Below are 20,205 nucleotides of genomic sequence, written 5' to 3' on the forward strand. Positions count from 1 at the left end.
AGCTCTACGCAAACGCGTTAGGACATTGAGTTTAGGGGGGGTTGGGGCGCGGCTCCAGCCAGAGGTTCTACCCCTGCACCCCGTCCTAAGCCTGGTGGCTATAGCTACACCAATCGAGCTGACCTTTCAGGAAAACTGGCTCTCCTGAGAGTTTAGTGACGAGGCCTGTCACCAAAACAAAATCAGTATTCTCAGGTTTTCAAGCCGGATAACTGGACAACTTACCTTTCCTGAGTCCAGATTCAACACGACGATGGGGAGTGATCAAAGTTCCTCATCGCAACTTAGCAGGTCTATAGAGTGGGGCCTGAGTGGGCGGTTGAAGCGGCTGAACCTGGTTTTCTGCCCGCATGGCGTTCATCTTCTGGTTCAGTTCACGGATACGGCGGGAGAGGAGGCGAATGATGTTAACAGCAATACCGGGGGTTTCGTCAATCGCCTCGTAGAGCTGTTGCTGAGTCAGCATCAAACAGTCACAGGGTTCCATCGTGGTTACAGAAGCAGAGCGGGGTTCAGCATCAAAGAGAGACATTTCGCCAAAGCAGGTGCCCCGGTCAAGTTGAACGATTTCCTGGTTGCCGATGTGGACGCGGACTCGGCCCGAAACCACGATATAGAGCGATCGCCCTTCCTGCCCTTCGGTAAAAATCGTGTGATTTGCCGGGAACGAAAGCTCATCCATAATTGACGCCAATCGCACCAGAAAGTCGTCCCGCAACTCTTTGAAAATGGGAACTCCCCGGACAAATATCAATCGATCAACGCTGGTTAACATAAGTTGACTTCGGACATCCTGAGCAATCCCCCAGGTTAGCTAAACGATGCACCGCCGACTCGAAGTATTACAGCGTTTTTCATTTCCATTGAGCCATCCACATTTTTAAGGGGCTAGAGGCTAAAGTATGGTTTATGCGTTGAAAATGGCACTGTATCTTCAGAGTTCCCAGGCCTCATTCCTTTAAGTCGGTTCTAATCCAGGCATGTTTGAAAAATTAATCACATTATTGCCTGGTTTTGGGGAGTGATTAATATTCGTTGAGGAATTTGACGAAAACTCTTTAATAATTTGCTGTACCTGATCCGCCACTAAGGGGTTGGGATCATTTTTCAACATCGGTAATAGCTTTGCCAGGGCGCGGGGAGAGGCCATTTTCAGGTAGGCCAGCACAGCTTCCCTAACAAACCCCCTGGGATGACGCAGACAGGCGAGGGTATGCTCTGCTGTCAGATTCCAGCGGGCTTGCCGGGCCAGGTGGAAGCAACAGGCTAATCCCCAATCTGATTGAAAATGGCGCAGGTCAAGGAGTCGCCGCAGGCGATCGCTGGGTGTCATTGGCTCATAGGAGATAAGTTCCGACAGGCTTTGGAGTTTCTCCCAATCAGAACGGCGATCCAGCAGACTCAGCAGAGCCCGCTTGCTGGGAATATCGAGGGTATTATCTAAAATTTCCAAACCCCGTGCCCGGTTACCGGGGGAATCTGATTGCAAATTAAAAGCAGCCGCCTTGATTGCACTAATAGGGTAAAGAAATTTCATCAACAGGAACAGACGCTCTTCACTATCCGCTTGCATATCCCGCAAAGCACGGCGCATCAGTTCTGCTTCCGATCCAGTGATTCGTTGAGGTGAGAGATCTACTAATGCAGCATAGATTTGACCGATAAACATGATTTCCTGGTCGATCATGCGCTCAACGCCGCTTCTGCCAAGCTGATCCAGGGTGCTTTCAATTCCTATATCATTGGGCATTTCCAGCAAGATTCGCAGAATGTTGCGACGACTGGTACCCCAGGCGGTAGTGAGATGGGAGATCAAGGCGGCCAGGGCTTCCATCGTACCAATCTGCCCGATCGCCTTCCAGGCATGCATCCGTACCAGGTCAGGCTTGTGCACATCCTGAGCCAGGTTTACCAGCATGGGAATGGCCTCATTCTCCAGGCGCACCAGGGCTTTCATCGCTGCATTCCGGGTCGATTTGTAGTGCAGGCCCCGCAGCAAAGAGGGGTAAAACTCTTCTAAGTGGGTAGCGGCGATCGCCTCCAGCAAGGCACAGCGTACCCGTAATGATTCATCCTGCAATAGATTGGGAATATAAAGTCGCAAAGCTTGCAAATAAACGGCTTCTCCCAGTGCGCGGCACCCCATCACTCGCTCTCGTTCCTGCTTATGGGTTAGCATCAGTCGCAGAGTATTTGTGGCTTCTGCCTTCTGGGTGGGATTGCCCCGTCGTAACATGAGAGAAGCCGCCGTTCCCCGCACAATTGGGTCTACCTCTGGTCGCAGGTAAGGGCGCAGTTGGCGAATATCCGGCTCCGCATCGGTCAACCAGACATAGCGTAACGCAACCGCCAGAACCTCTGGTGCTGGAGCCTGGTCAATCAAACTTCTAACGTCATCTAAATAGGCGGGGTTTGGAAAGGTTAGCATTTCCTCTAGACTCTTGCGCTGAAGCGAAGGGGAAAGCTTCGCCAGCATCGGGGCCAGGACTTCCCCTACATTCTTAGGGTCGAGCTGGCTTAAAAGCTCAATGCAAGAACCTTTGTGAGCTTCTGTTCCAGGCTGCTCAAGTGCTTCCACAACAGCCCGCTTCAATTCCCGCAGATCTACATCGGCACTCAGTTGCCCCCGTTCGGCACTCATTACCAGTAACCCGACGTACTTGGTCCGCAACAGCCAGACAGTGGCTCCCCAGACAATTGCCAGAAAAAAGATAGCAGGCAATAGCCAACCCAATTTGCCCAAACTCACCAACCCCAGCAACACCAGCCCAGTCGCCCCGGTAGAAAGCGGCTCGGCCACACCCCGGACGGTCGATTGAATTCCACTTCTGACCACATCGGGAATGGGTTGAAACAGCACTGGACCGACACTGGCAAAGAGGGTGTAATGCAATAGCTCATCCAAAAACTTAAGTAATACCAGACTGACAAAGAGGATATTGGGAAGGGAGAAACCCACGATCGCCATTGAGAGTGCTCCCAAAATACTGATCGTACCTGGCAGCATCATTGCGGCTGTAAACACCCCAACGCGCTCAATCACCCGGCTGGACGCTAACCACTGCATTGCCAGTTCAAAAATGCCCAGAGTGCCATTGAATAATCCCAGAAAACCGGCGATCGCCTCCTCCGAGCGTCCCTGCTGTAAGTCACTCAAAAACCGGAAATCGATCAACAAAAACAGAATTTGCGCCAGAATGAAAAACGTAAAAAGCAACACAACATAGCTCTGGAGTGGCCCCTGCAAACGTCGATTGATATAGTCGGGCTGGCGCTCCTCAACCCGACGACGCAAAAGATCAGGAAATGCTTGCTGATAAGCACGGCTGAGATAAAACAGTATTATCGCTCCCACCATCATCATCACAAACGCCAGGAGCACAATCGGTCTCAGCCCAAACAGAGAAATCAGTGGTTTGAGCGAGAACCCACTAATCACATCCGCTAGCAGAATTCCACTGCTGATGAGAGGAAAAGTGCGCTTAATCTCACGAATATTAAATAACTGGTTGGCGGTAATTGCGGTGTTCAGGTCGTTAAGGACATAAATCGCCTCCAACCATAGCCGCATCAGGAATGTTGTCAACCCAATAACAGTAATTCTCCAATCTTCCAGCCAAAATGCTCCGTCATTTCCCAGCCCCACCCAAAATAGCAGCAATGGGGCTGCCATTAACAGCGCTGTGAAAACGATGACTCGCCTCAAAGGCAGTACTCGATGGAGTTGGGAGTAAAGGAACCCCAAACCTGAACCAATACCCGCACTAGCGATATAAACCCACGGCAACCCATCCTCTGCGCTATAGGCATCCAGAAACAGGGCAACTGTAATGGCTTCTAGCCAAACCAACCCGATGGAGGTAGTGGTATAGAAGGCAAACATCAGAAAGGTGCGTTCGCTTTCTTCTGGGCGAAGGTTGACCCATCGCAGAAGCTTTTGTCCCAATTTGCCGCTAACAAACCACTGGTTTTTAAGTTCCATTCAGAGTCTGCCTGTCGCGAAGCCCATTACCGACTGCCCTACTTTTTCGGGGCAAGCAGCATCATCATGTTGCGTCCTTCTTTCTTGGGAGCCTGCTGTACCTCAGCAACTTCCTGAAGGTCTTCTGCCATTCGCTTGAGCAGTTCTTCGGCAATATCGCTGTGCTGAATTTCTCGTCCACGGAACATGATTGTAGCCTTAACCTTGTCACCGTCTTTCAGAAAACGCTTCGCCTGATTGATCCGTACATTATAGTCATGATCCTCAATCTTATAGCGCATCTTGACTTCTTTGACGTCAACAGTATGCTGCTTTTTCTTGGCTTCCCGAGCCTTTTTTTCCTGTTCAAATTTGAATTTGCCGTAATCCATAATCCGGCAGACGGGTGGGTCTGCCTTATCACTTACCAGAACAAGGTCTAGTTCTCGCTCTTCCGCAATCTGTACAGCTTCACGGGGAGACATAATCCCCAACTGGCTACCATCTGCGTCAATAACTCGAATTTTGGGAAATCGAATGCGTTCGTTGATTGTCGGTAAATCGCGGTTAGATCTTCTTTCAGTTCTTTCGATTGGAAGCATTGGCAAGATTAACAAAGTTAACGATTGACAACTGATGGTCAGCCTGAATAACGGCTAGCACTGGGAGTTAATCCATCATGGTTAAGCGAGGACTGGAATGTCGTCAAACTTCAGAGAACGATAGAAACAGAAACCTATTGAAAGGTTTAGTGTTGTATCTGTCATTCTACTCAGAATGCCCAGGTTTCTACCCGTTTGTTTACCTAAATTACGGGTTTGCTCAAAAAACAGCAGTGGGGGTGTGCAAGAGGCGGTGGAGCAGGGGTGATGGGGTGGTTGCGCTCCCACACTCCCACCGCCGTATCGCCCTAGGCCCCCTCCCTGCATTCAATATTTTCGCTCCTGGGGTTGGAATCGTGTAATTGTAACAGGTTTATAGCAAATATCAATCCCAGCGGGGGAGTAGTAGGCAAGGGTGTGTTTGAGGAAATTCCCATCGTCGCGGTTGGGGAAGTCTTCGCGGGCGTGGGAACCCCGGCTTTCCTGGCGATTGAGGGCTGAGGTCAGAATGATTTCACCAACAATCATGAGACTGCGGAGTTCTAGTGCTTCGATGATTTCGGTGTTCCAGAGGGAGCCTTTGTCGTCCAGGCGAATCTGGCTGTACTGCTGCTGAAGTTCCTTGAGTTGGGTGATGCCTTCGCGCATGACGCTCTCACTGCGGAAGACACCACAGTATTCGGTCATACAGTCCTGATAAGCTTGCCGTAGTTGGGCAATGCGAAGGGTTCCATCCTGGTCGAGCAGGGATTGAATTTGCTTGCGGGTTTCATTGAGATAGTGGGATTCAGAGATCGCCGGTAGTTTCCGGTTTTGCACGTAGCGGGCGATCGCAGATCCCGTGCGTTTGCCGTACACCACACACTCCAGTAGAGAGTTGCTCCCCAGACGATTGGCCCCATGAACAGATACACAGGCCGCTTCTCCAGCCGCAAAAAAGCCTTCTACCAGATCATCAGCACTACTCCGCACCTGCCCATCCAGATTGACTGGGATTCCTCCCATTGAATAATGCACTGTCGGGCGAACTGGGATCGGTTCATGGATGGCATCTACTCCCACCAGCCGATGGGCTTCTTCCCAGCAGAAGGGGACCCGACTCATAATCTTTTCCTTTCCCATATGGCGCAGGTCTAAATGAACAAAGGGTCCTCCTGCATGGCCATCGGGATGAATCCCCCGCCCAGCGCGGATTTCACAGGTGATTGCACGGGAGGTGATATCACGGGGAGCTAGCTCCATGCGGCTGGGAGCATAGTCTTCCATAAACCGTCGTCCTTCGCTGTTAATCAGGTAGGCACCTTCCCCACGAACTGCTTCGGAGATCAGTACACCTACGGGATAAAGCCCGGTCGGATGAAACTGCACAAACTCCATATCCTCCAGCGGCAACCCGGCGAGCACTGTCATTGAGAGCCCGTCCCCGGTCGAAGCAAAATCATTAGATGTGGTGTTGTAGACACGCCCATAACCACCAGTGGCAAACATAACCGCTTTTGCTCGCGCCACGGCCAACTGTCCATCCAGAATGCGATACATCACCACCCCTTTCACCTGACCCTCTTCTAAGATCAAGCGCTGGACGTACCATTCGTCGTAGATGGTGACCCCATAGTGTTTCAGGTTAGCAACTAACTCGTGCAGAATAGCGTGTCCAGTTTTATCGGCAGCGTAACAGGTACGGTTATGGGAGTGCCCTCCAAATGCTCGCTGGGCAATGCGGCCATCCGGCAGTCGGGAGAACAGTACCCCCATGTGTTCCAGATCGATGACTACATCAGGGGCTTCCCGGGTCAAAATTTCGACCGCATCTTGGTCTGCTAGATAGTCAGAACCTTTAACAGTGTCGAAGGCATGGGCTTCCCAGCTATCTGTGGCATCAACATTCTTAAGGGTTGCAGCAATACCTCCCTGAGCAGCGACTGAGTGGGAACGAATGGGGTGAGTTTTGGCAACTAGGGCAATAGTAAGTTTGGGATCACTTCGGGCAATCTCTAATGCCGCTCGAGATCCTGCAAGTCCACCACCTACAATGATGACATCGTGATCGATCATGATGAGATGAGAAGATGAGGCATAAAGCTTTAGGGTTAGCCAAGGTTATGCTACCGCTAACCCATCCTAACAGTGGTTCTATCTTGCAGTGGTCTCGTTTTTGTTAACCTGCGGCTTGAGCGGGGCGCTGGGAAGATACGTTAGATGAAGAGGACGCGTTAGACTTACTGGAAGCAGAATCGACCGCTGCCAGCTCGATATGATTAAGCAACGTTGTCACAAAGGCAAATAATAAAAACGGTAATGTTAAAACCAGAATCAGCCCAACTGTTGCCAGGGCGTAGATGGGACGACTGGCACCCATCAACGCCATTGAAGATGCCAGGCTTAAGAAAATGACAATTAACCAAACAATGATTTGACCATAGATATCACCAAAGGTTAGGGTGCAAACTAACCGATATCTCGATATGTTGCTCATAATCTGCCTCTAATGGTTCGCTGTAAATTTGTAATGTAAGGCTTTAAGTGACTAAATTGCCATTTCTAAATCTTTTTTGAAACGTTTGTTACTCAGCTTTACAGTCAGGCTTTTGGTTGGATTCAGAGAGTGCTTCCATGAAGATTTATGTTCATTTCGATCCCTTATTCCTATGGCAGCTTTACCTCCCTTTTTGCTAGTGCTTGATGTCAGTGCGCTGATGGCTGGGAGTAGACGAGAATGGCAAGAATTTTCTCGCATTGGCAATTGTTTTGTGCCTGAAGCCGTGCTGGAAGAGATGCGGTTTCTGTGCGATCGCGCTGTGGAGTCCAGCCACGAACAAACTGCCAGGGAATTTTTCCGTTTTTTCCCAGAGAGTGGTTGGCGAACAACGGGTCTGGTTGAGTCTCACCCGGCTCTTCAACCACCAGAAGGACATGCCCTCAGCAAAAAGGCACGGCTTGCCCTGACGGTAGCTCAAACTGCCTATGGTTTGGCTCGCAATCGTTCGGATGCGCTGGTAATTCTGGTAGCGAATGATCTGGGTTTGATGCAGCGGTTGCGATCGCTGGATGTTCATAATTTGTGTGCCATTCCGCTGATGGCGCTGGTGCAGTGGAGCCGGACTGAACGCAAGCCACCCGTGGTTGTGCATCAGCTACAGGCCATGCGATCGCCGGTTGGAGCTGCTGCTTCTGCAACCTCAAGCAGATCAACCAGAGCAACCACCCCCAGTCGAACGGCCACTCCTTCGTCCAGGCCAGTCTCTGCGCGCCGTTCTCCTCAGAAACCTTTTCGGATACCTGTTGCCAAGATTTTTTTCAATTTGCTGACCCTGGGCATTGTGGCGATCGCAACCCTGGCCGTTTGGCGAGTCATTCATCCACCCAGCTTTGCCCAGTTTTGGGAACAGCTACCCTTCAACAACCAACTTTCTCCCTCCAAAACAGTCCCTAGTAGGAAGTGAAGTTGTTAAGTAGGAAGTGAAGTTGTTAGCTGTTAAGTAGCTGGGCGCAATTAAATTAAGGCTAATTTCGGGTAAGGCTAATTTCGGGAGTTGAAGGGGGTGAAACCCCTTGCCTTGGGGGCGCAGCCCCCACCCCCCTCTTTACAAATTAAATGATGACTACCTACTTAGTTGTTGATTGTTAGTTGTGACAGAGGGGTGAGGAGTGGGAAAGGGGCCAGGAGCTAGAGATTGGGGGCTAGGAGAGTTTTGAGTTCTGAGTTCTGAATTAGCTCCTGGTTCCGGCTTCTTTTTTCTTTTTTCCTTTTTGTAAGGGCTATTTATGACAATAAAACTGGTACAGCTGACAGCTTCCTTATCTGGGAGAGCAAAAGCACTTTTGAGCCAGGGACAACTGGGACACTACTGCTCTGTTCTGGTTTTGATGGGAATTGTGTCGCTGGGTTATAGCTTTACCTTACTTCCCAGTGCCGATGCTTCTGAACTATCGACAATTCCAACCATGGCAGTGACAGGGATTCATTTTGCCCAAATTGCTGGAACGAGCTCTACTCAGCTTCCCCCGGCCATTGCCAATACATTGCGGCAGGATCTTAGTAAACGGACAGGAGTTCCGGTGGGCAAGCTGGGGGTTGTTGAATCCACTCGCAAAACCTGGCCCAATGGTTGCCTGGGGTTGCCTAAATCAGATGAATTCTGCACTCAGGCAATGGTTGAAGGGTGGCGGTTGGTGTTGTCGGATGGCCGCCGCCGCTGGGTCTACCGCGCGGATTCGCAGGGAAGAACCTATCGATTGGAATCGGGCGATCGCTCTGGTGTATCTCCAAAATTTTAGATAAATCAGTAGCAGAATTTTTCATCAGTTTTCTGGAAGATTGAGATTGGGAGTGTGAGCAATCCTCCAATCAATTGGCAAGGTGAGCTGTATAGTTCATCTCTGCTTACATGAAGCATGAACTATAGCTCTCGCAGGTGCGTTAGGACATTGGAATTAGAGAGGGAGTGGGGGCAAAGGCCCCAGCCAGGGGTTCTACCCTGCACCCCGTCCTAACCAGAATGACTACCGCTACAAATAGAAGTTTGTACACAATTCCCCGGTTTATCTATCGGGATGCGGTATTTTAAGAGGAAATTTGCTGTTGCCATCCTGATTAGAAGATGACAGGAATTTTTAATAGTTAGGACAGCGGCAACCCATTTACACTATCGTCTCCCTCCTCCGCTACCTGTCTCCTACTATGACTGTTCTCTCTGGAAAAACCCACCTTTCTGCCGTAGAATTTCCTGACCCTCAAATTTTGTCAACACCCATGCCCCAGTCGAACATGACTGAGTTTTTTTATTATTTTGCCTATGGCTCTTGCATGTGCCCGGTTGACCTAAAGCGGACCCTGGGGGAAAGTACCCATACTTACGTGATTGGACCTGCGCTGCTAAAAGGTTACCGGCTGGGGTTCTACCAACGATCGCAGCGACGCAACTGCGGAGTTTTGGATGTAGTCAAAGACCCCCATTCCTACGTAGAAGGGGTCTTGTATCAGTTACCCTGGCGGTTGAGCGATCGCCTGGATGAACGTGAAGAAGTTCCGAATGGCGGCTATCGCCATGAAATCGTTGAAGTGCATCGGGACAACTGGATCTACCGCAATGTACGCACCTATGTGGTTGTCAATAAGCTGGAGGAAGAACTGGCTCCTAACGACTGGTATTTAAACGTGGTGCTGCGCGGTGCGGTAACCTGTGGCCTATCAGAACAATATTGCTGGAAGCTATTCCATCACATGCACCAGCTTCAACAGCGTCAGAAACGACAGCAGCCTCTTCGTTCTGCCTGATTTGAAATATAGCGATAGTCATTCTGGTTAGGACGGGGTGCAGGGGGTTCCACCCCTGGCTGGGGGCTTTGCCCCCACTCCCTCTCTAATTCCAATGTCCTAACGCACCTGCGTAGAGCGATAAAAGCTAACAGCCAATAGTTAATGCAGGATGACAGAAATAACAACCAACAACGAACAACTTCACTAGCCCTCACCCCTCACCTCTTAACAGCCAGAAGCCGCTGTAGGTGATACCAGAGTCGTCGGGCTGCACCAGTAAAAAAGTGGAGTTCTTTGCTTTGGCGCTTTCGTTGTTCGTATTGTTGAGCGGCGGCTTTGACATCGGGGTCTGCAAAGGTGGCAACGATCCAGCGATCGCACAATCCAGCTTCCAGGATCAGGCCATCGGGAGCACCTGGTACATAGTTTAACGAGTAGGGATGGGATTCCTGTAGCCAGCGGGCAATCGTCATAGAGCGGCGTCCACCCGTGATCACAACTCCGGGAACGGGGAGGGTGGAAGCGATACCCAGCTTTAGCGGAAACCAGTCTTCCGGCATTTCCAGAATGGGAATGGGGCGATCGCGAAAAGCATCTACCAGATCAGCGGCGGGAAAGCTGGTAAACCCCCAGCGATCACCCCAGAGCGTTCTATCCAGGGGAACAGGGGGAGGCTTGTCCAGTTGTAATGGCTGATAGGGTTGTCCGGTGTAGTTAGGCAGAGTAGGGTACTGGCGGGCACGCTCTTCTAGCCAATGCTTCAGGGCAGGAGTGTGGCGAGTGGGTTCAACCACCATTCCCAGTTTTTCGCCAACGGTTTGCAACAGGTTAAAGGTCTGCGGGCGAAAGACCTGCAAAATATTGGGCAATGGATAACCCAAATCAGCTACCTTCTGCATCTCAGCAATCAACCAATCCCCTGTTGCCTGCGGCTGAGGGCAGAAAACAGTGTACTTAAATTCGCCCACCGGGTCACACAACAACAGTTCCCAGAGTGGATTTCCCCCCTCATCTTGAAGGGGGCGACGGTAGAAATCGATTTCCCAAATAGTCATAGTAGTCTGTCAAGACTGTTTTGAGAGGTTGAAAACCTCAAAACATCCTGGAAATGGATTTTATAGATCTCAGCTATCCCTCAAATCTATCCTGACGGACTAACAGTGATGGAGTGATAGGGTTATATCCCTACTTCATCACCCACCCTTCCCCTTTACACCATCTATAGTGACCAGCTACGGCAACAGGCTGCTTTAAGACGGTATGCTGGCTAAACTCAAGCCCATTTTCACCTGTGTTCCCGGAGCGTAGACTTGAGTCACATAATCAGCAATCATCCGGTGGGTGTTGAAGGCCGGAGAATTAGACTTAATTGACTCTTTCATCATTTTGACCCAGCCGTGGGGAATACCGTCCCTATCCTGGTTGTAGTAGAGTGGAACGATTTCTTCCTCCAGCAATTGGTAGAGCGAATCGGAGTCAATCTTATCCTGGAGATTCTGGTCGCTGGTGTTGGCATTTTCACCGATCGCCCAGCCATTGATCCCCTTGCCGCTAGCATCCGCCTTGTAACCTTCGCACCACCAGCCATCCAGTACACTACAGTTGATACCGCCATTGAAGCAGACCTTCTGACCACTGGTGCCCGATGCTTCTAGCGGACGACGGGGATTGTTGAGCCAAACGTCTACACCCTGCATTAATTTACGCGCAGTGTACATGTCATAGTCTTCAATAAATGCCACCCGGTTCCAGATCTGGGGCTGTTTGCACCATTCCATCAACCGCTGAATGATTCGCTTGCCCTCTTCATCGGCAGGATGGGCTTTCCCAGAAAAGATAATTTGCACAGGCCGTTCTGGATTGCCAAAGATTTTGAGTGCCCGTTCCGCATCCCTCAACAGCAGGTTGCCCCGCTTATAGGGGCTGAAACGACGAGCAAAGCCAATAGTCAATACCTCTGGATCAAGAATACGATCTGCTGCCTGAATCAGTTCCCAATCTTCGCCACGTCCGTGCCGTGCCTGTTTAATTTTATGGCGAGCATAGGCAATAAGCCGCTCCTTCAGTACCATATGCCGCCACCAGATTTCCTCATCCGGGATTTGATCGACCTTTGCCCATAGTTCTGGGTCAACAACCTTCGTATGCCAGTCTACTCCCAGATATTCAGTGTACAGGTCACTCATTAGAGATGCGGTCCAGGTAGAGGCATGGACACCGTTGGTAATGTACCCAATGGGAACTTTGTCTTCGCTGCGGTCAGGATAAAGCACAGTCCACATGGCGCGGGAAACGTGCCCATGGAGTTCACTTACGCCGTTGGCAGTACGAGTCAGACGTAATGCCAGGACCGTCATTCCAAAAGGTTCCCAGGGATCACCCAGGCGACGGGCACCCAGAGCCAGGAATTGTTCGCGTGAGAGCCCTAACTGATCCCAGTAGTTGGCAAAAAAGGAGTCCATCAAGTCAGCGGAGAATACATCATGCCCAGCAGGAACGGGGGTATGGGTGGTGAAGACGCAGCGATCGCGCACTGTGGCCTCAATGTCATAAAATGATTTACCTGTTTTCTGGATCTCCAGCCGTGCAACTTCCAGGAGACAGAAAGCAGCATGGCCCTCGTTCAGGTGATACACTCCAGGCTCAATGCCAAGCGCTTGCAGGGCACGCACTCCTCCAATTCCCAACACTACCTCTTGAGCAATGCGGGTTTCCTGATTGCCACCGTATAGATGTCCGGTAAGCCAGCGATCAATGGGGTCATTATCTTCTCGATCCGTATCCAGCAGGTAAAGATTTACTCTCCCGACCTGGACACGCCAGATCTGAACCTTCACCATCCGGGTACGCACCTGAAGCTCAATGGTAATCGGTTCACCCTGGGCATTTTTAAGCAGTTCCACCGGCATCCGCTCAAAGGGATTGTCGATGTAGTAGTCTTCCTGCCAGCCAGCCCGATTTAACCGCTGGTGGAAATAGCCCTGTCGGTAAAACAAACCAATTCCCACCATCGGCACTCCTAGATCGGAGGCAGATTTGAGATGATCCCCTGCCAGGATGCCTAAACCACCAGAGTAGACAGGCAAAGATTCATGGATGCCAAACTCGGCACAGAAATAGGCGACCGGATGTTCCCTGGAAATCTGGGGAGCAACCCGACTGGCCCAGGTATCATTGGCTGCCATGTAGCGATCAAATTCTTCGGCCAGGTTGTTAAGCCGTTTGAGGTAGTAGGGATCGATGGAAAGTTGGGTCAACCGCTCATAATTGACGGTTTCCAGCAGGATAACCGGGTTGTGTCCACAGCGCTCCCACTCGTCGGGATTGATGGTTTCAAACAAAGAAACTTGGCCAGAAGCCCAACACCACCAGTAGTTATAGGCCAGATCAGCCAATCGCTTGAGCGATCGCGGCAGTCGGGCCCGCAGGTGGTTAGCTGGTGTCGAAGCAAGTGCATTCACCATATCAAAAAGATTCCTGAAATACCTGAAATAACTGAATTGGGCTCTGGCTCCATCGGAGAGTAAAGAGCAATAGTAAAGAGCAATATAGGGGATTCACGCTTTCCCAGAGCCACGAACTGCATTTTTCCCGAAGATGTACAGGATGGGTTCGAAAAAAGCAGTCTAATTCTACACAATGGTTCTAGATTGCCCCCATTTGGACAGGAGGTAGGATTTCTTTAATAATGTTTGAAGCTCTTTAGAGAGTGTTTAAGTAGCTGTAATGAAGTCTCCACGATAGCAACTAATAGTAACTAATAGTAACTATACGTTGAGGTGTCAGAAGTCCGGAACCACAAGTCCGGAGCCAGAGGGCGAAAGGAGCGGATGAGTGGGAGAGTGGGGGAGGAATGGAGTACCGGGGATGGAGTGATGGTGTACCCCATCACCCTGTCACTCATCCACTCATCTACCCATCCACCCCTCATCTCTCTCCAACAATTGACAACATCTGGCGTCTCTCCGCTCTTTCCCTTTGCTCTCTTTCGCAACTGGTACAGAGGAGCATTCTTCAGTTAGCATTGGATAACATGCTGTTAAATTTTCTAGGAGTGATGGAAAAGCCACAGCCTATTAACAGCCGAATTTCCTCTGTGAAGACTCTTTAAGTGAATCCACTCCCAGCTTGAATTATGGAACCTGCCCTAAGTCACTATGGCCACGAAATGTCTCGCTTAACGGGAGTTCGGGCGATTATGAAAGACATCCTGGAGACGTTGCGAGCCGGGGCAGGGCAGGAGCTCATTAACTTGAGTGCGGCCAATCCGCTAATTTTGCCAGAAGTGGAGCAGCTTTGGCGCGACTGCACAGCGGATTTGCTGGCCAGTGCAGAGTATGGTGAAGTGGTGTGCCGTTATGGGGCAAGCCAGGGCTATCAACCCTTTATCGAAGCGGTTATCAATGACTTTAATCGGCGCTATGGGTTGAATTTGAGCGATCGCAACATTCTCATCACACCTGGTAGTCAGAGCCTTTACTTCTATGCAGCCAATGCCTTTGGCGGATTTACCAGTAGTGGCAATTTGAAGAAAATTGTTTTGCCCCTCAGCCCGGACTATACAGGTTACGGCGGTGTCACTTTGACGCCGGAAGCTCTGATTGCCTACAAGCCTGCGTTAGATATTGATGCCCCGGCTCACCGCTTCAAGTACCGCCCGGACTTTAGCCTCTTAGAAATTGATGAGAACACGGGCTGTGTGCTGTTTTCCCGTCCCTGTAACCCAACGGGTAACGTGCTTACCGATGAAGAAGTCAAAAAAATTGCAGCGCTGGCGGCTCCTTTCGATGTCCCGGTTTTTGTGGACTCTGCCTACGCTCCTCCCTTCCCGGCATTGAACTTTACCGAAATGTTGCCTCTGTTTGGCAACAACATTGTTCATTGCATGAGTCTGTCAAAGGCAGGGTTACCGGGTGAACGAATTGGAATTGCAATTGGCGACGAACAGATAATTCAGGTGCTGGAATGTTTCCAGACCAATATGTGTATCCATTCTCCCCGCTATGGGCAGGCGATCGCAGCCCGCGCCATCAGTTCTGGTGCCCTGGCAGACATTGCCGTTAATGTCATTCGCCCTTTCTACCAGAAAAAGATCAACATTATTGAAAGTACCCTTGATCAGTCGATGCCCAGCAGTCTGCCCTGGTTTTTGCATCGGGGTGAAGGGGCCATCTTTAGCTGGCTCTGGCTAAAAGATCTGCCAATTACCGACTGGCAGCTTTATCAGGAACTGAAGCAGGTGGGCGTGATTGTCGTCCCTGGCAGTTCTTTCTTCCCTGGACTCCGAGAAGACTGGGAGCATACTCGTCAATGTATCCGCATCAGCCTGACTGCCAGCGATCAGGAAATAGAAACCGGCATGAAACGACTGGCTCAAGTGGTGGAGAGAGTTTATTCAGGGGTGAGGTGTAAGATATGAGGTGGAAACAGTATGCGTGGAGATAGGCGAGAAGGAGGGGTGGAGGAAACCGGGAGGCAGGAACCAGGAGCCAGGAGCCAAGAGCTAGCTCAGACCTCAAACCTCAAACCTCAAACCTTTCCCAGCCCCCAGTCTCTAGTCCCTGGCTCCTCTGCCACCCCTCACCCCTTACCCTTCATTCCTGACCTGATCGAAATCGGCAAAATCGTTGCTCCCCAGGGCTTGAAAGGTGAGTTACGTGTTTATCCAGATTCCGACTTTCCAGAGCGGTTTGTGCAGCCAGGGATGCGTTGGTTGCTAAAGCCGGGGCATAAAGAACCTCAGCCTGTTGAGCTGGTGCGAGGAAAGCACCAGGATGGCAAGGGGTTGTATGTAATTCAACTGGCCGGTGTAGTTGATAGAACTCAGGCAGAAGCGCTAAAGGGGGCAAAGCTACTGGTTCCAGCCAGCGATCGCCCCCCTTTGGCAGAAGATGAATTCCACGTTTCTGACCTGATTGGCTTGAATGTATTTGACCAGATCACTCACGCATTTATTGGCGTCGTTGTCAACGTGATTTCAGCCGGAAATGATTTGCTGGAAGTTGAGCGGTGTGCCCAGACTGAAACTTTTGCAAAGAAACCAGCGACTGTTTTGATTCCCTTTGTAAAGGCGATCGTCCCGGTTGTAGATTTAGACCAAAAACGGATTGAAATCACTCCTCCCAAAGGGCTGATTGGATAGTCGCAACGAACTATGTACAAGCGCCCTCAAAGCCTGATTCATGAGACCTTACCAACTGATTACAATCCGGGAGTGCAATGAGCCCCTGTTGCCAATTCCGCCGGAAATCTTTCCCTTTGTCCTGCCCCATCCCTATGAAAAATTGGGGGCTCCCTATGGGGAAAGGTCACCCTTTTACCTGCGGGAAGGGGTGCTTAAATGTCTGCTGACCGCTCAAGAAATGTTACAAGAAAAACGACCCGGGTGGCGAATTCAGATTTTTGATGCCTATCGCCCGATCGCTGTGCAGCAGTTTATGGTGGACTACACCTTTCGAGAACTGGTGCAGGCACAGGGACTATTCCTGGAAACCCTAACGGAAGAACAGCGGCAAGGAATTCTGGAGCAGGTATATGAGTTTTGGGCGGTACCCAGTCCCGATCCGGCAACGCCGCCACCCCACAGTACAGGTTCTGCAATTGATGTCACTCTGGTGGATGAAACGGGGCAGCCAGTTCCAATGGGTTCACCGATTGATGAAATGTCTCCCCGTTCCTTTCCCGACCATTTTGCAAATAGTGAAGTGCCCGATGAGCAGCAATTCCACCAGAACCGTCAATTGTTGAGCAAGATTATGGTGATGGCCGGATTTGAACAGCATCCCCAGGAATGGTGGCATTTTTGCCTGGGGGACCAGATGTGGGCGTGGCTGGTGAATCAAAAAAATCCAGATATGGCCGCGATCGCCTGCTATGGAGCGGTGGCATAGGATGGGCGATCGCCCCTTCCCGCCCCTTTGCGAGCAATCCACTCGATGACCTGACAACCGAGGCGAGTTCCTTCCAGGCGATCAATTTCGCGCACGCCTGTGGGGCTGGTCACGTTTACCTCCGTCAGATAGCCACCAATCACATCAATGCCAACGAATACCAGGCCATCTCGCTTTAAAGTTGGAGCCAGTTGGGCACAGATCTCCCGCTCCCGCTCAGTGATTTCGGTTTGGGCCACTCTGCCCCCCACGGCCATGTTGCCGCGAAACTCATTACCCGTTGGGATGCGGTTAACGGCACCGATGGGTTCGCCATCCAGCAAAATAATGCGCTTGTCGCCCTCCTTTGCCGCTGGCAGATAGGTCTGTACCATGACAGGTACCTGCCCTTGCTGGGTGCTGATTTCGATAAGCGAGTTGAGGTTGCGATCGCCCCTTTCCAGGAACAAAATTCCCTCTCCCGCTTTACCTCCCAGCGGTTTCAGCACCGCCATTCCCTTTTCTGCCACAAACTTCAGAATGACTTGCTTGCTCTGGCTCACAATGGTTTCGGGAATGGCTTCTGTAAACTGAAGTGCGTACATCTTCTCATTGGCGGCCCGGATTCCCCGCGGCGAGTTGATCACCAGCGTTTTTGTTGGATCGATGTAGTCTAGGATGTAAGTTGCGTAGAGGTAGGGGACTGTCACGGGCGGATCGGTGCGCATAAAAACTGCATCCATCTCTGCTAAAGACAGATGCATTCGCTCCTTTAGCACAAACCAGGGATTGGCTGCCACCCAGCGTCCCTCAATTAGTTGCACTGGAAAAAGTTGAACCCGTTCCAGTAGGGCAAAGGCTTTACCCTCTGCTACACTCAAATGGTTTGCCTGAGTAATCCAAACTTCGTGCCCCAGTTCTTGAGCCGCTTCCATCAGCGCAACACTGGTATCGTGACCGGGGTCCAACCGTTTGATCGGGTCAATGATAAATGCAAATTTCACTTAAAAACCCTCAGTCATTGCAGCAACGCATCCAACTTTCCCTGTGCATTTAGAGCATACAGTTCATCGCATCCACCAATGTGTTGATTGCCAATAAAAATTTGTGGCAGGGAGCGACGTCCATTTGCTCGTTTAGCCATTTTTGCCCGTGCAGCCTCATCACCATCAATACAATATTCCGTATACTCGACCCCTTTCTTCTCCAACAGAGCTTTTGCACGAATACAAAAGGGACACATGCTCCAGGTATAGATCTCGACGTTGGCAGACATAGTTCTTAACATTTATCGTTTAGCTCCATTCTAGACTGCCCTATGAGATTGCTGATTAATGGATTGCATAGAGGCCATTGTCAAATTCCATTGTTTTCCATGCTTTATCCAATACCATTTCCTGGTATAACTGTCGCCAGATTTTAGAACATTGGTTTTAAGGGGGTGTGGGGGCTGCGCCCCCAGCCAGGGGTTTACCCCTGCACTCCGTCCTAAACCTGGTGACTACCTAAACCTGGTGACTATAGCTATAGAGAGTAATCCGCTCCAGTGATTCATGTTCTACAAATTCCATCTATCCTTAATTAGGGGTTCCTTTATGCTGACTCTAGCGGCACGTTCGCTTCTTTGCCCCCTTGTTTAGAGCATTGAGATTCGACCTATGGCTGATACCTTCTCCTTCGATGTTGTGAGTGATTTTGATCGGCAAGAACTGATCAATGCGCTTGATCAGGCAAAGCGAGAAATTCAAACCCGGTATGACCTGAAAGACACCAAAACCACGTTGGAATTAGGCGACCAGGCCATTGTGATCAACACGGATAGCGAGTTTACCCTACAGGCTGTCCACACGATTCTGCAAACCAAAGCCGCCAAACGGAACCTGTCAATGAAAATTTTTGACTACGGTAAGGTTGAGACTGCCAGCGGCAACCGGGTGCGGCAGGAGATCGCTCTTAAGAAGGGAATTAGCCAGGAGATTGGGAAACAGATTACCAAAATCGTGCGGGATGAGTTTAAGAAAGTCCAGGCATCAATTCAGGGAGATGCGGTGCGAGTCAGCGCCAAATCGAAAGATGATTTACAGGCTGTGATTCAACGCATTAAACAGGAAGACTTTCCAGTTGCGCTGCAATTTACGAATTACCGATAGCCCAAAAGTGGGGAAGTGGATGATTGGATAAGCGAACAGGTGTGTAGGGGAGATTACCTCTCATTCTCTCATTGGGTCACAGAGTAATATCCCTGCCGATAGCCCTCGCTGTAGGCTCTGCGCAGGGGAGGGTTGTTTTGCAGGGCATTGTCGTAAATGTCCTGATTCAAATCGTAAGGACGGTTATTGAGGGCATCGGCCCGTCCAGCTCCATAGCCCCGGTTATACCAATCCCGTTGTACCCCTGAGTAACTGCCTGAGCCATTGGTGTTAGGGGTTTCAGCCGTGGTGTACCCGTCTCCATAGCCTCTGGTGTATTCGCGGGAGAATTCAGGGAGTAGCTGGTAGGAGCCTGCGATCGGGTCATATCTGCGTCCCGCTCTGGCATCGGCCTGCCCCTGTCGGTATCCTTCGTTGTAGTACCGTCGTTTTTCGGTGGCAAAAGGGTCTTCCCCCCAAATTCAACCGAACTGTATCCATTTGCGTAACCGCGGGTGTACTCGCGCGCAAGTTCTGGACGGAGTTCGTAGGAACTGGCAACGGGGTCGTATCTGCGTCCTGCTTTGGCGTCTGCCTGCCCCTGTCGGTATCCTCGCTCATAGTATTGCCGAGGGTTGGTACCGCCTCCGCTGGAGATGGGAACTATCTGGCTAAGTCTGATTCTGCCCCGGTTATATTCACAGGTGGCGTTGTAGAGTAATCCGTTGCGGCGATTTTTTACTCGCATGGTCACTTTCGAAGTCTGATATGCTCCACCGCCATAGCTAGAAAGCAGTTGCTGTATGATGTATCCCTGATTTTGGGTGTGTTTGTAACAGGCGTTGATGATTGCCTGGGTTGCACCAGCCTGGGCAGGCGGGGTGGGTAGAAGGGTTGAAGTAGCTGTCAGGGCGATCACAGTGAGTAAAGCCTTTACAGGTCGCATCATCTTCCCCTTATTAAGACACAGAAGCTATCGGGGTTAAACCTGGTAGTTATACTTTGGGTAGACCTCAAGAGGTAATGATGAGCGGCGCTGGCCACCATCATTTCAAACTGAAAAATCATGATGATTTGAGCACTACCATACTTTGCATCCCCGCTAGGGATTATAAAATCATCATTGCGTAGTCAATATTGCATGTTATCCAGTGACAGGCAAGCTCTCCTAAAGTTTCAAAGGCTTGATTCCTGGTGATGGTTGATTGATCTCGATTATTTCAGCTTTGTCGATTCAGGACAATTTTGAAGGGGGGTTGGGGAGCAAGAAACCAGGCATTCTGTTACAGGCAGTAGTTTTTCAAGCATCTTCTTATTGTTTCCTTATTTTCTTCATTTATGGTCTAAACGAATGCTGTCCGGCTCCACCTTTTGAAGAACAGGA

The 20,205-nt window shown here is 50.5% G+C and carries 18 protein-coding genes; 8 read left to right on the forward strand and 10 right to left on the reverse strand.

Annotated elements, in window-relative coordinates; translation table 11 throughout:
- Positions 1-274 precede the first annotated feature (274 nt).
- From P4D80_RS11565 to P4D80_RS11585, 5 genes are all read right to left on the reverse strand, one after another.
- Positions 275-775: a Crp/Fnr family transcriptional regulator gene (locus tag P4D80_RS11565; RefSeq protein ID WP_421659293.1), complete on the reverse strand. Its 501-nt coding sequence runs from the start codon at positions 773-775 to the stop codon at positions 275-277.
- Positions 776-958: 183 nt separating this feature from the next.
- On the reverse strand, positions 959-3,982 hold the full coding sequence (locus tag P4D80_RS11570) for a HEAT repeat domain-containing protein (RefSeq protein WP_421659294.1): 3,024 nt from the start codon (positions 3,980-3,982) through the stop codon (positions 959-961).
- Positions 3,983-4,020: 38 nt separating this feature from the next.
- On the reverse strand, positions 4,021-4,563 hold the full coding sequence (gene infC / locus P4D80_RS11575) for a translation initiation factor IF-3 (protein ID WP_421659295.1): 543 nt from the start codon (positions 4,561-4,563) through the stop codon (positions 4,021-4,023).
- A 327-nt stretch (positions 4,564-4,890) separates the two neighbouring features.
- Positions 4,891-6,618 (reverse strand): succinate dehydrogenase/fumarate reductase flavoprotein subunit, encoded by a 1,728-nt coding sequence (locus tag P4D80_RS11580; RefSeq protein ID WP_421659296.1) that lies wholly within the window; start codon positions 6,616-6,618, stop codon positions 4,891-4,893.
- Positions 6,619-6,721: 103 nt separating this feature from the next.
- Positions 6,722-7,039 (reverse strand): hypothetical protein, encoded by a 318-nt coding sequence (locus P4D80_RS11585; protein ID WP_421659297.1) that lies wholly within the window; start codon positions 7,037-7,039, stop codon positions 6,722-6,724.
- A 172-nt stretch (positions 7,040-7,211) separates the two neighbouring features.
- Here P4D80_RS11585 and P4D80_RS11590 point away from each other — a divergent pair, with 172 nt between their 5' ends.
- The 3 genes from P4D80_RS11590 (at position 7,212) to P4D80_RS11600 (ending at position 9,841) form a co-directional block, all read left to right on the forward strand.
- A complete protein-coding gene (locus P4D80_RS11590; protein WP_421659298.1) occupies positions 7,212-8,006 on the forward strand; it encodes a PIN domain-containing protein in 795 nt (264 codons plus the stop codon).
- Between the two features lie 322 nt (positions 8,007-8,328).
- Complete coding sequence (locus P4D80_RS11595; RefSeq protein WP_421659299.1) at positions 8,329-8,841, forward strand: hypothetical protein; 513 nt, start codon at positions 8,329-8,331, stop codon at positions 8,839-8,841.
- Between the two features lie 403 nt (positions 8,842-9,244).
- Complete coding sequence (locus tag P4D80_RS11600) at positions 9,245-9,841, forward strand: gamma-glutamylcyclotransferase (RefSeq protein WP_421659300.1); 597 nt, start codon at positions 9,245-9,247, stop codon at positions 9,839-9,841.
- 200 nt (positions 9,842-10,041) lie between these two features.
- Here P4D80_RS11600 and P4D80_RS11605 read toward each other — a convergent pair whose 3' ends face one another.
- The gene (locus P4D80_RS11605) at positions 10,042-10,878 is read right to left on the reverse strand and encodes a Tab2/Atab2 family RNA-binding protein (protein ID WP_421659301.1); all 837 of its coding nucleotides are present in this window, start codon (positions 10,876-10,878) and stop codon (positions 10,042-10,044) included.
- 195 nt (positions 10,879-11,073) lie between these two features.
- On the reverse strand, positions 11,074-13,287 hold the full coding sequence (glgP, locus tag P4D80_RS11610) for an alpha-glucan family phosphorylase (protein WP_421659302.1): 2,214 nt from the start codon (positions 13,285-13,287) through the stop codon (positions 11,074-11,076).
- A gap of 315 nt (positions 13,288-13,602) precedes the next feature.
- Here glgP and P4D80_RS11615 point away from each other — a divergent pair, with 315 nt between their 5' ends.
- The 4 genes from P4D80_RS11615 to P4D80_RS11630 all read left to right on the forward strand — a co-directional run bounded on the left by P4D80_RS11615 (position 13,603) and on the right by P4D80_RS11630 (position 16,713).
- The gene (locus P4D80_RS11615; RefSeq protein WP_421659303.1) at positions 13,603-13,845 is read left to right on the forward strand and encodes a hypothetical protein; all 243 of its coding nucleotides are present in this window, start codon (positions 13,603-13,605) and stop codon (positions 13,843-13,845) included.
- 113 nt (positions 13,846-13,958) lie between these two features.
- A complete protein-coding gene (locus P4D80_RS11620; RefSeq protein WP_421659304.1) occupies positions 13,959-15,242 on the forward strand; it encodes a valine--pyruvate transaminase in 1,284 nt (427 codons plus the stop codon).
- A 12-nt stretch (positions 15,243-15,254) separates the two neighbouring features.
- A complete protein-coding gene (gene rimM / locus P4D80_RS11625) occupies positions 15,255-15,965 on the forward strand; it encodes a ribosome maturation factor RimM (RefSeq protein ID WP_421659305.1) in 711 nt (236 codons plus the stop codon).
- Positions 15,966-16,005: 40 nt separating this feature from the next.
- Positions 16,006-16,713 (forward strand): M15 family metallopeptidase, encoded by a 708-nt coding sequence (locus P4D80_RS11630; protein ID WP_421659306.1) that lies wholly within the window; start codon positions 16,006-16,008, stop codon positions 16,711-16,713.
- Here P4D80_RS11630 and gshB read toward each other — a convergent pair.
- The gene (gene gshB / locus P4D80_RS11635) at positions 16,695-17,696 is read right to left on the reverse strand and encodes a glutathione synthase (RefSeq protein ID WP_421659307.1); all 1,002 of its coding nucleotides are present in this window, start codon (positions 17,694-17,696) and stop codon (positions 16,695-16,697) included. The genes P4D80_RS11630 and gshB overlap by 19 nt on opposite strands.
- Before the next feature lie 14 nt (positions 17,697-17,710).
- The gene (gene grxC / locus P4D80_RS11640; protein WP_421659308.1) at positions 17,711-17,968 is read right to left on the reverse strand and encodes a glutaredoxin 3; all 258 of its coding nucleotides are present in this window, start codon (positions 17,966-17,968) and stop codon (positions 17,711-17,713) included.
- 382 nt (positions 17,969-18,350) lie between these two features.
- On the opposite strand from grxC, the gene P4D80_RS11645 reads away from it, so the two are divergent.
- Positions 18,351-18,842 (forward strand): YajQ family cyclic di-GMP-binding protein, encoded by a 492-nt coding sequence (locus P4D80_RS11645; RefSeq protein WP_421659309.1) that lies wholly within the window; start codon positions 18,351-18,353, stop codon positions 18,840-18,842.
- A gap of 166 nt (positions 18,843-19,008) precedes the next feature.
- On the opposite strand, the gene P4D80_RS11650 is transcribed toward P4D80_RS11645, so the two are convergent.
- The gene (locus P4D80_RS11650) at positions 19,009-19,770 is read right to left on the reverse strand and encodes a hypothetical protein (RefSeq protein ID WP_421659310.1); all 762 of its coding nucleotides are present in this window, start codon (positions 19,768-19,770) and stop codon (positions 19,009-19,011) included.
- Positions 19,771-20,205 lie beyond the last annotated feature (435 nt).

The organism is Leptothermofonsia sp. ETS-13, assembly GCF_049200465.1.
Classification (GTDB): domain Bacteria; phylum Cyanobacteriota; class Cyanobacteriia; order Leptolyngbyales; family Leptolyngbyaceae; genus Leptothermofonsia.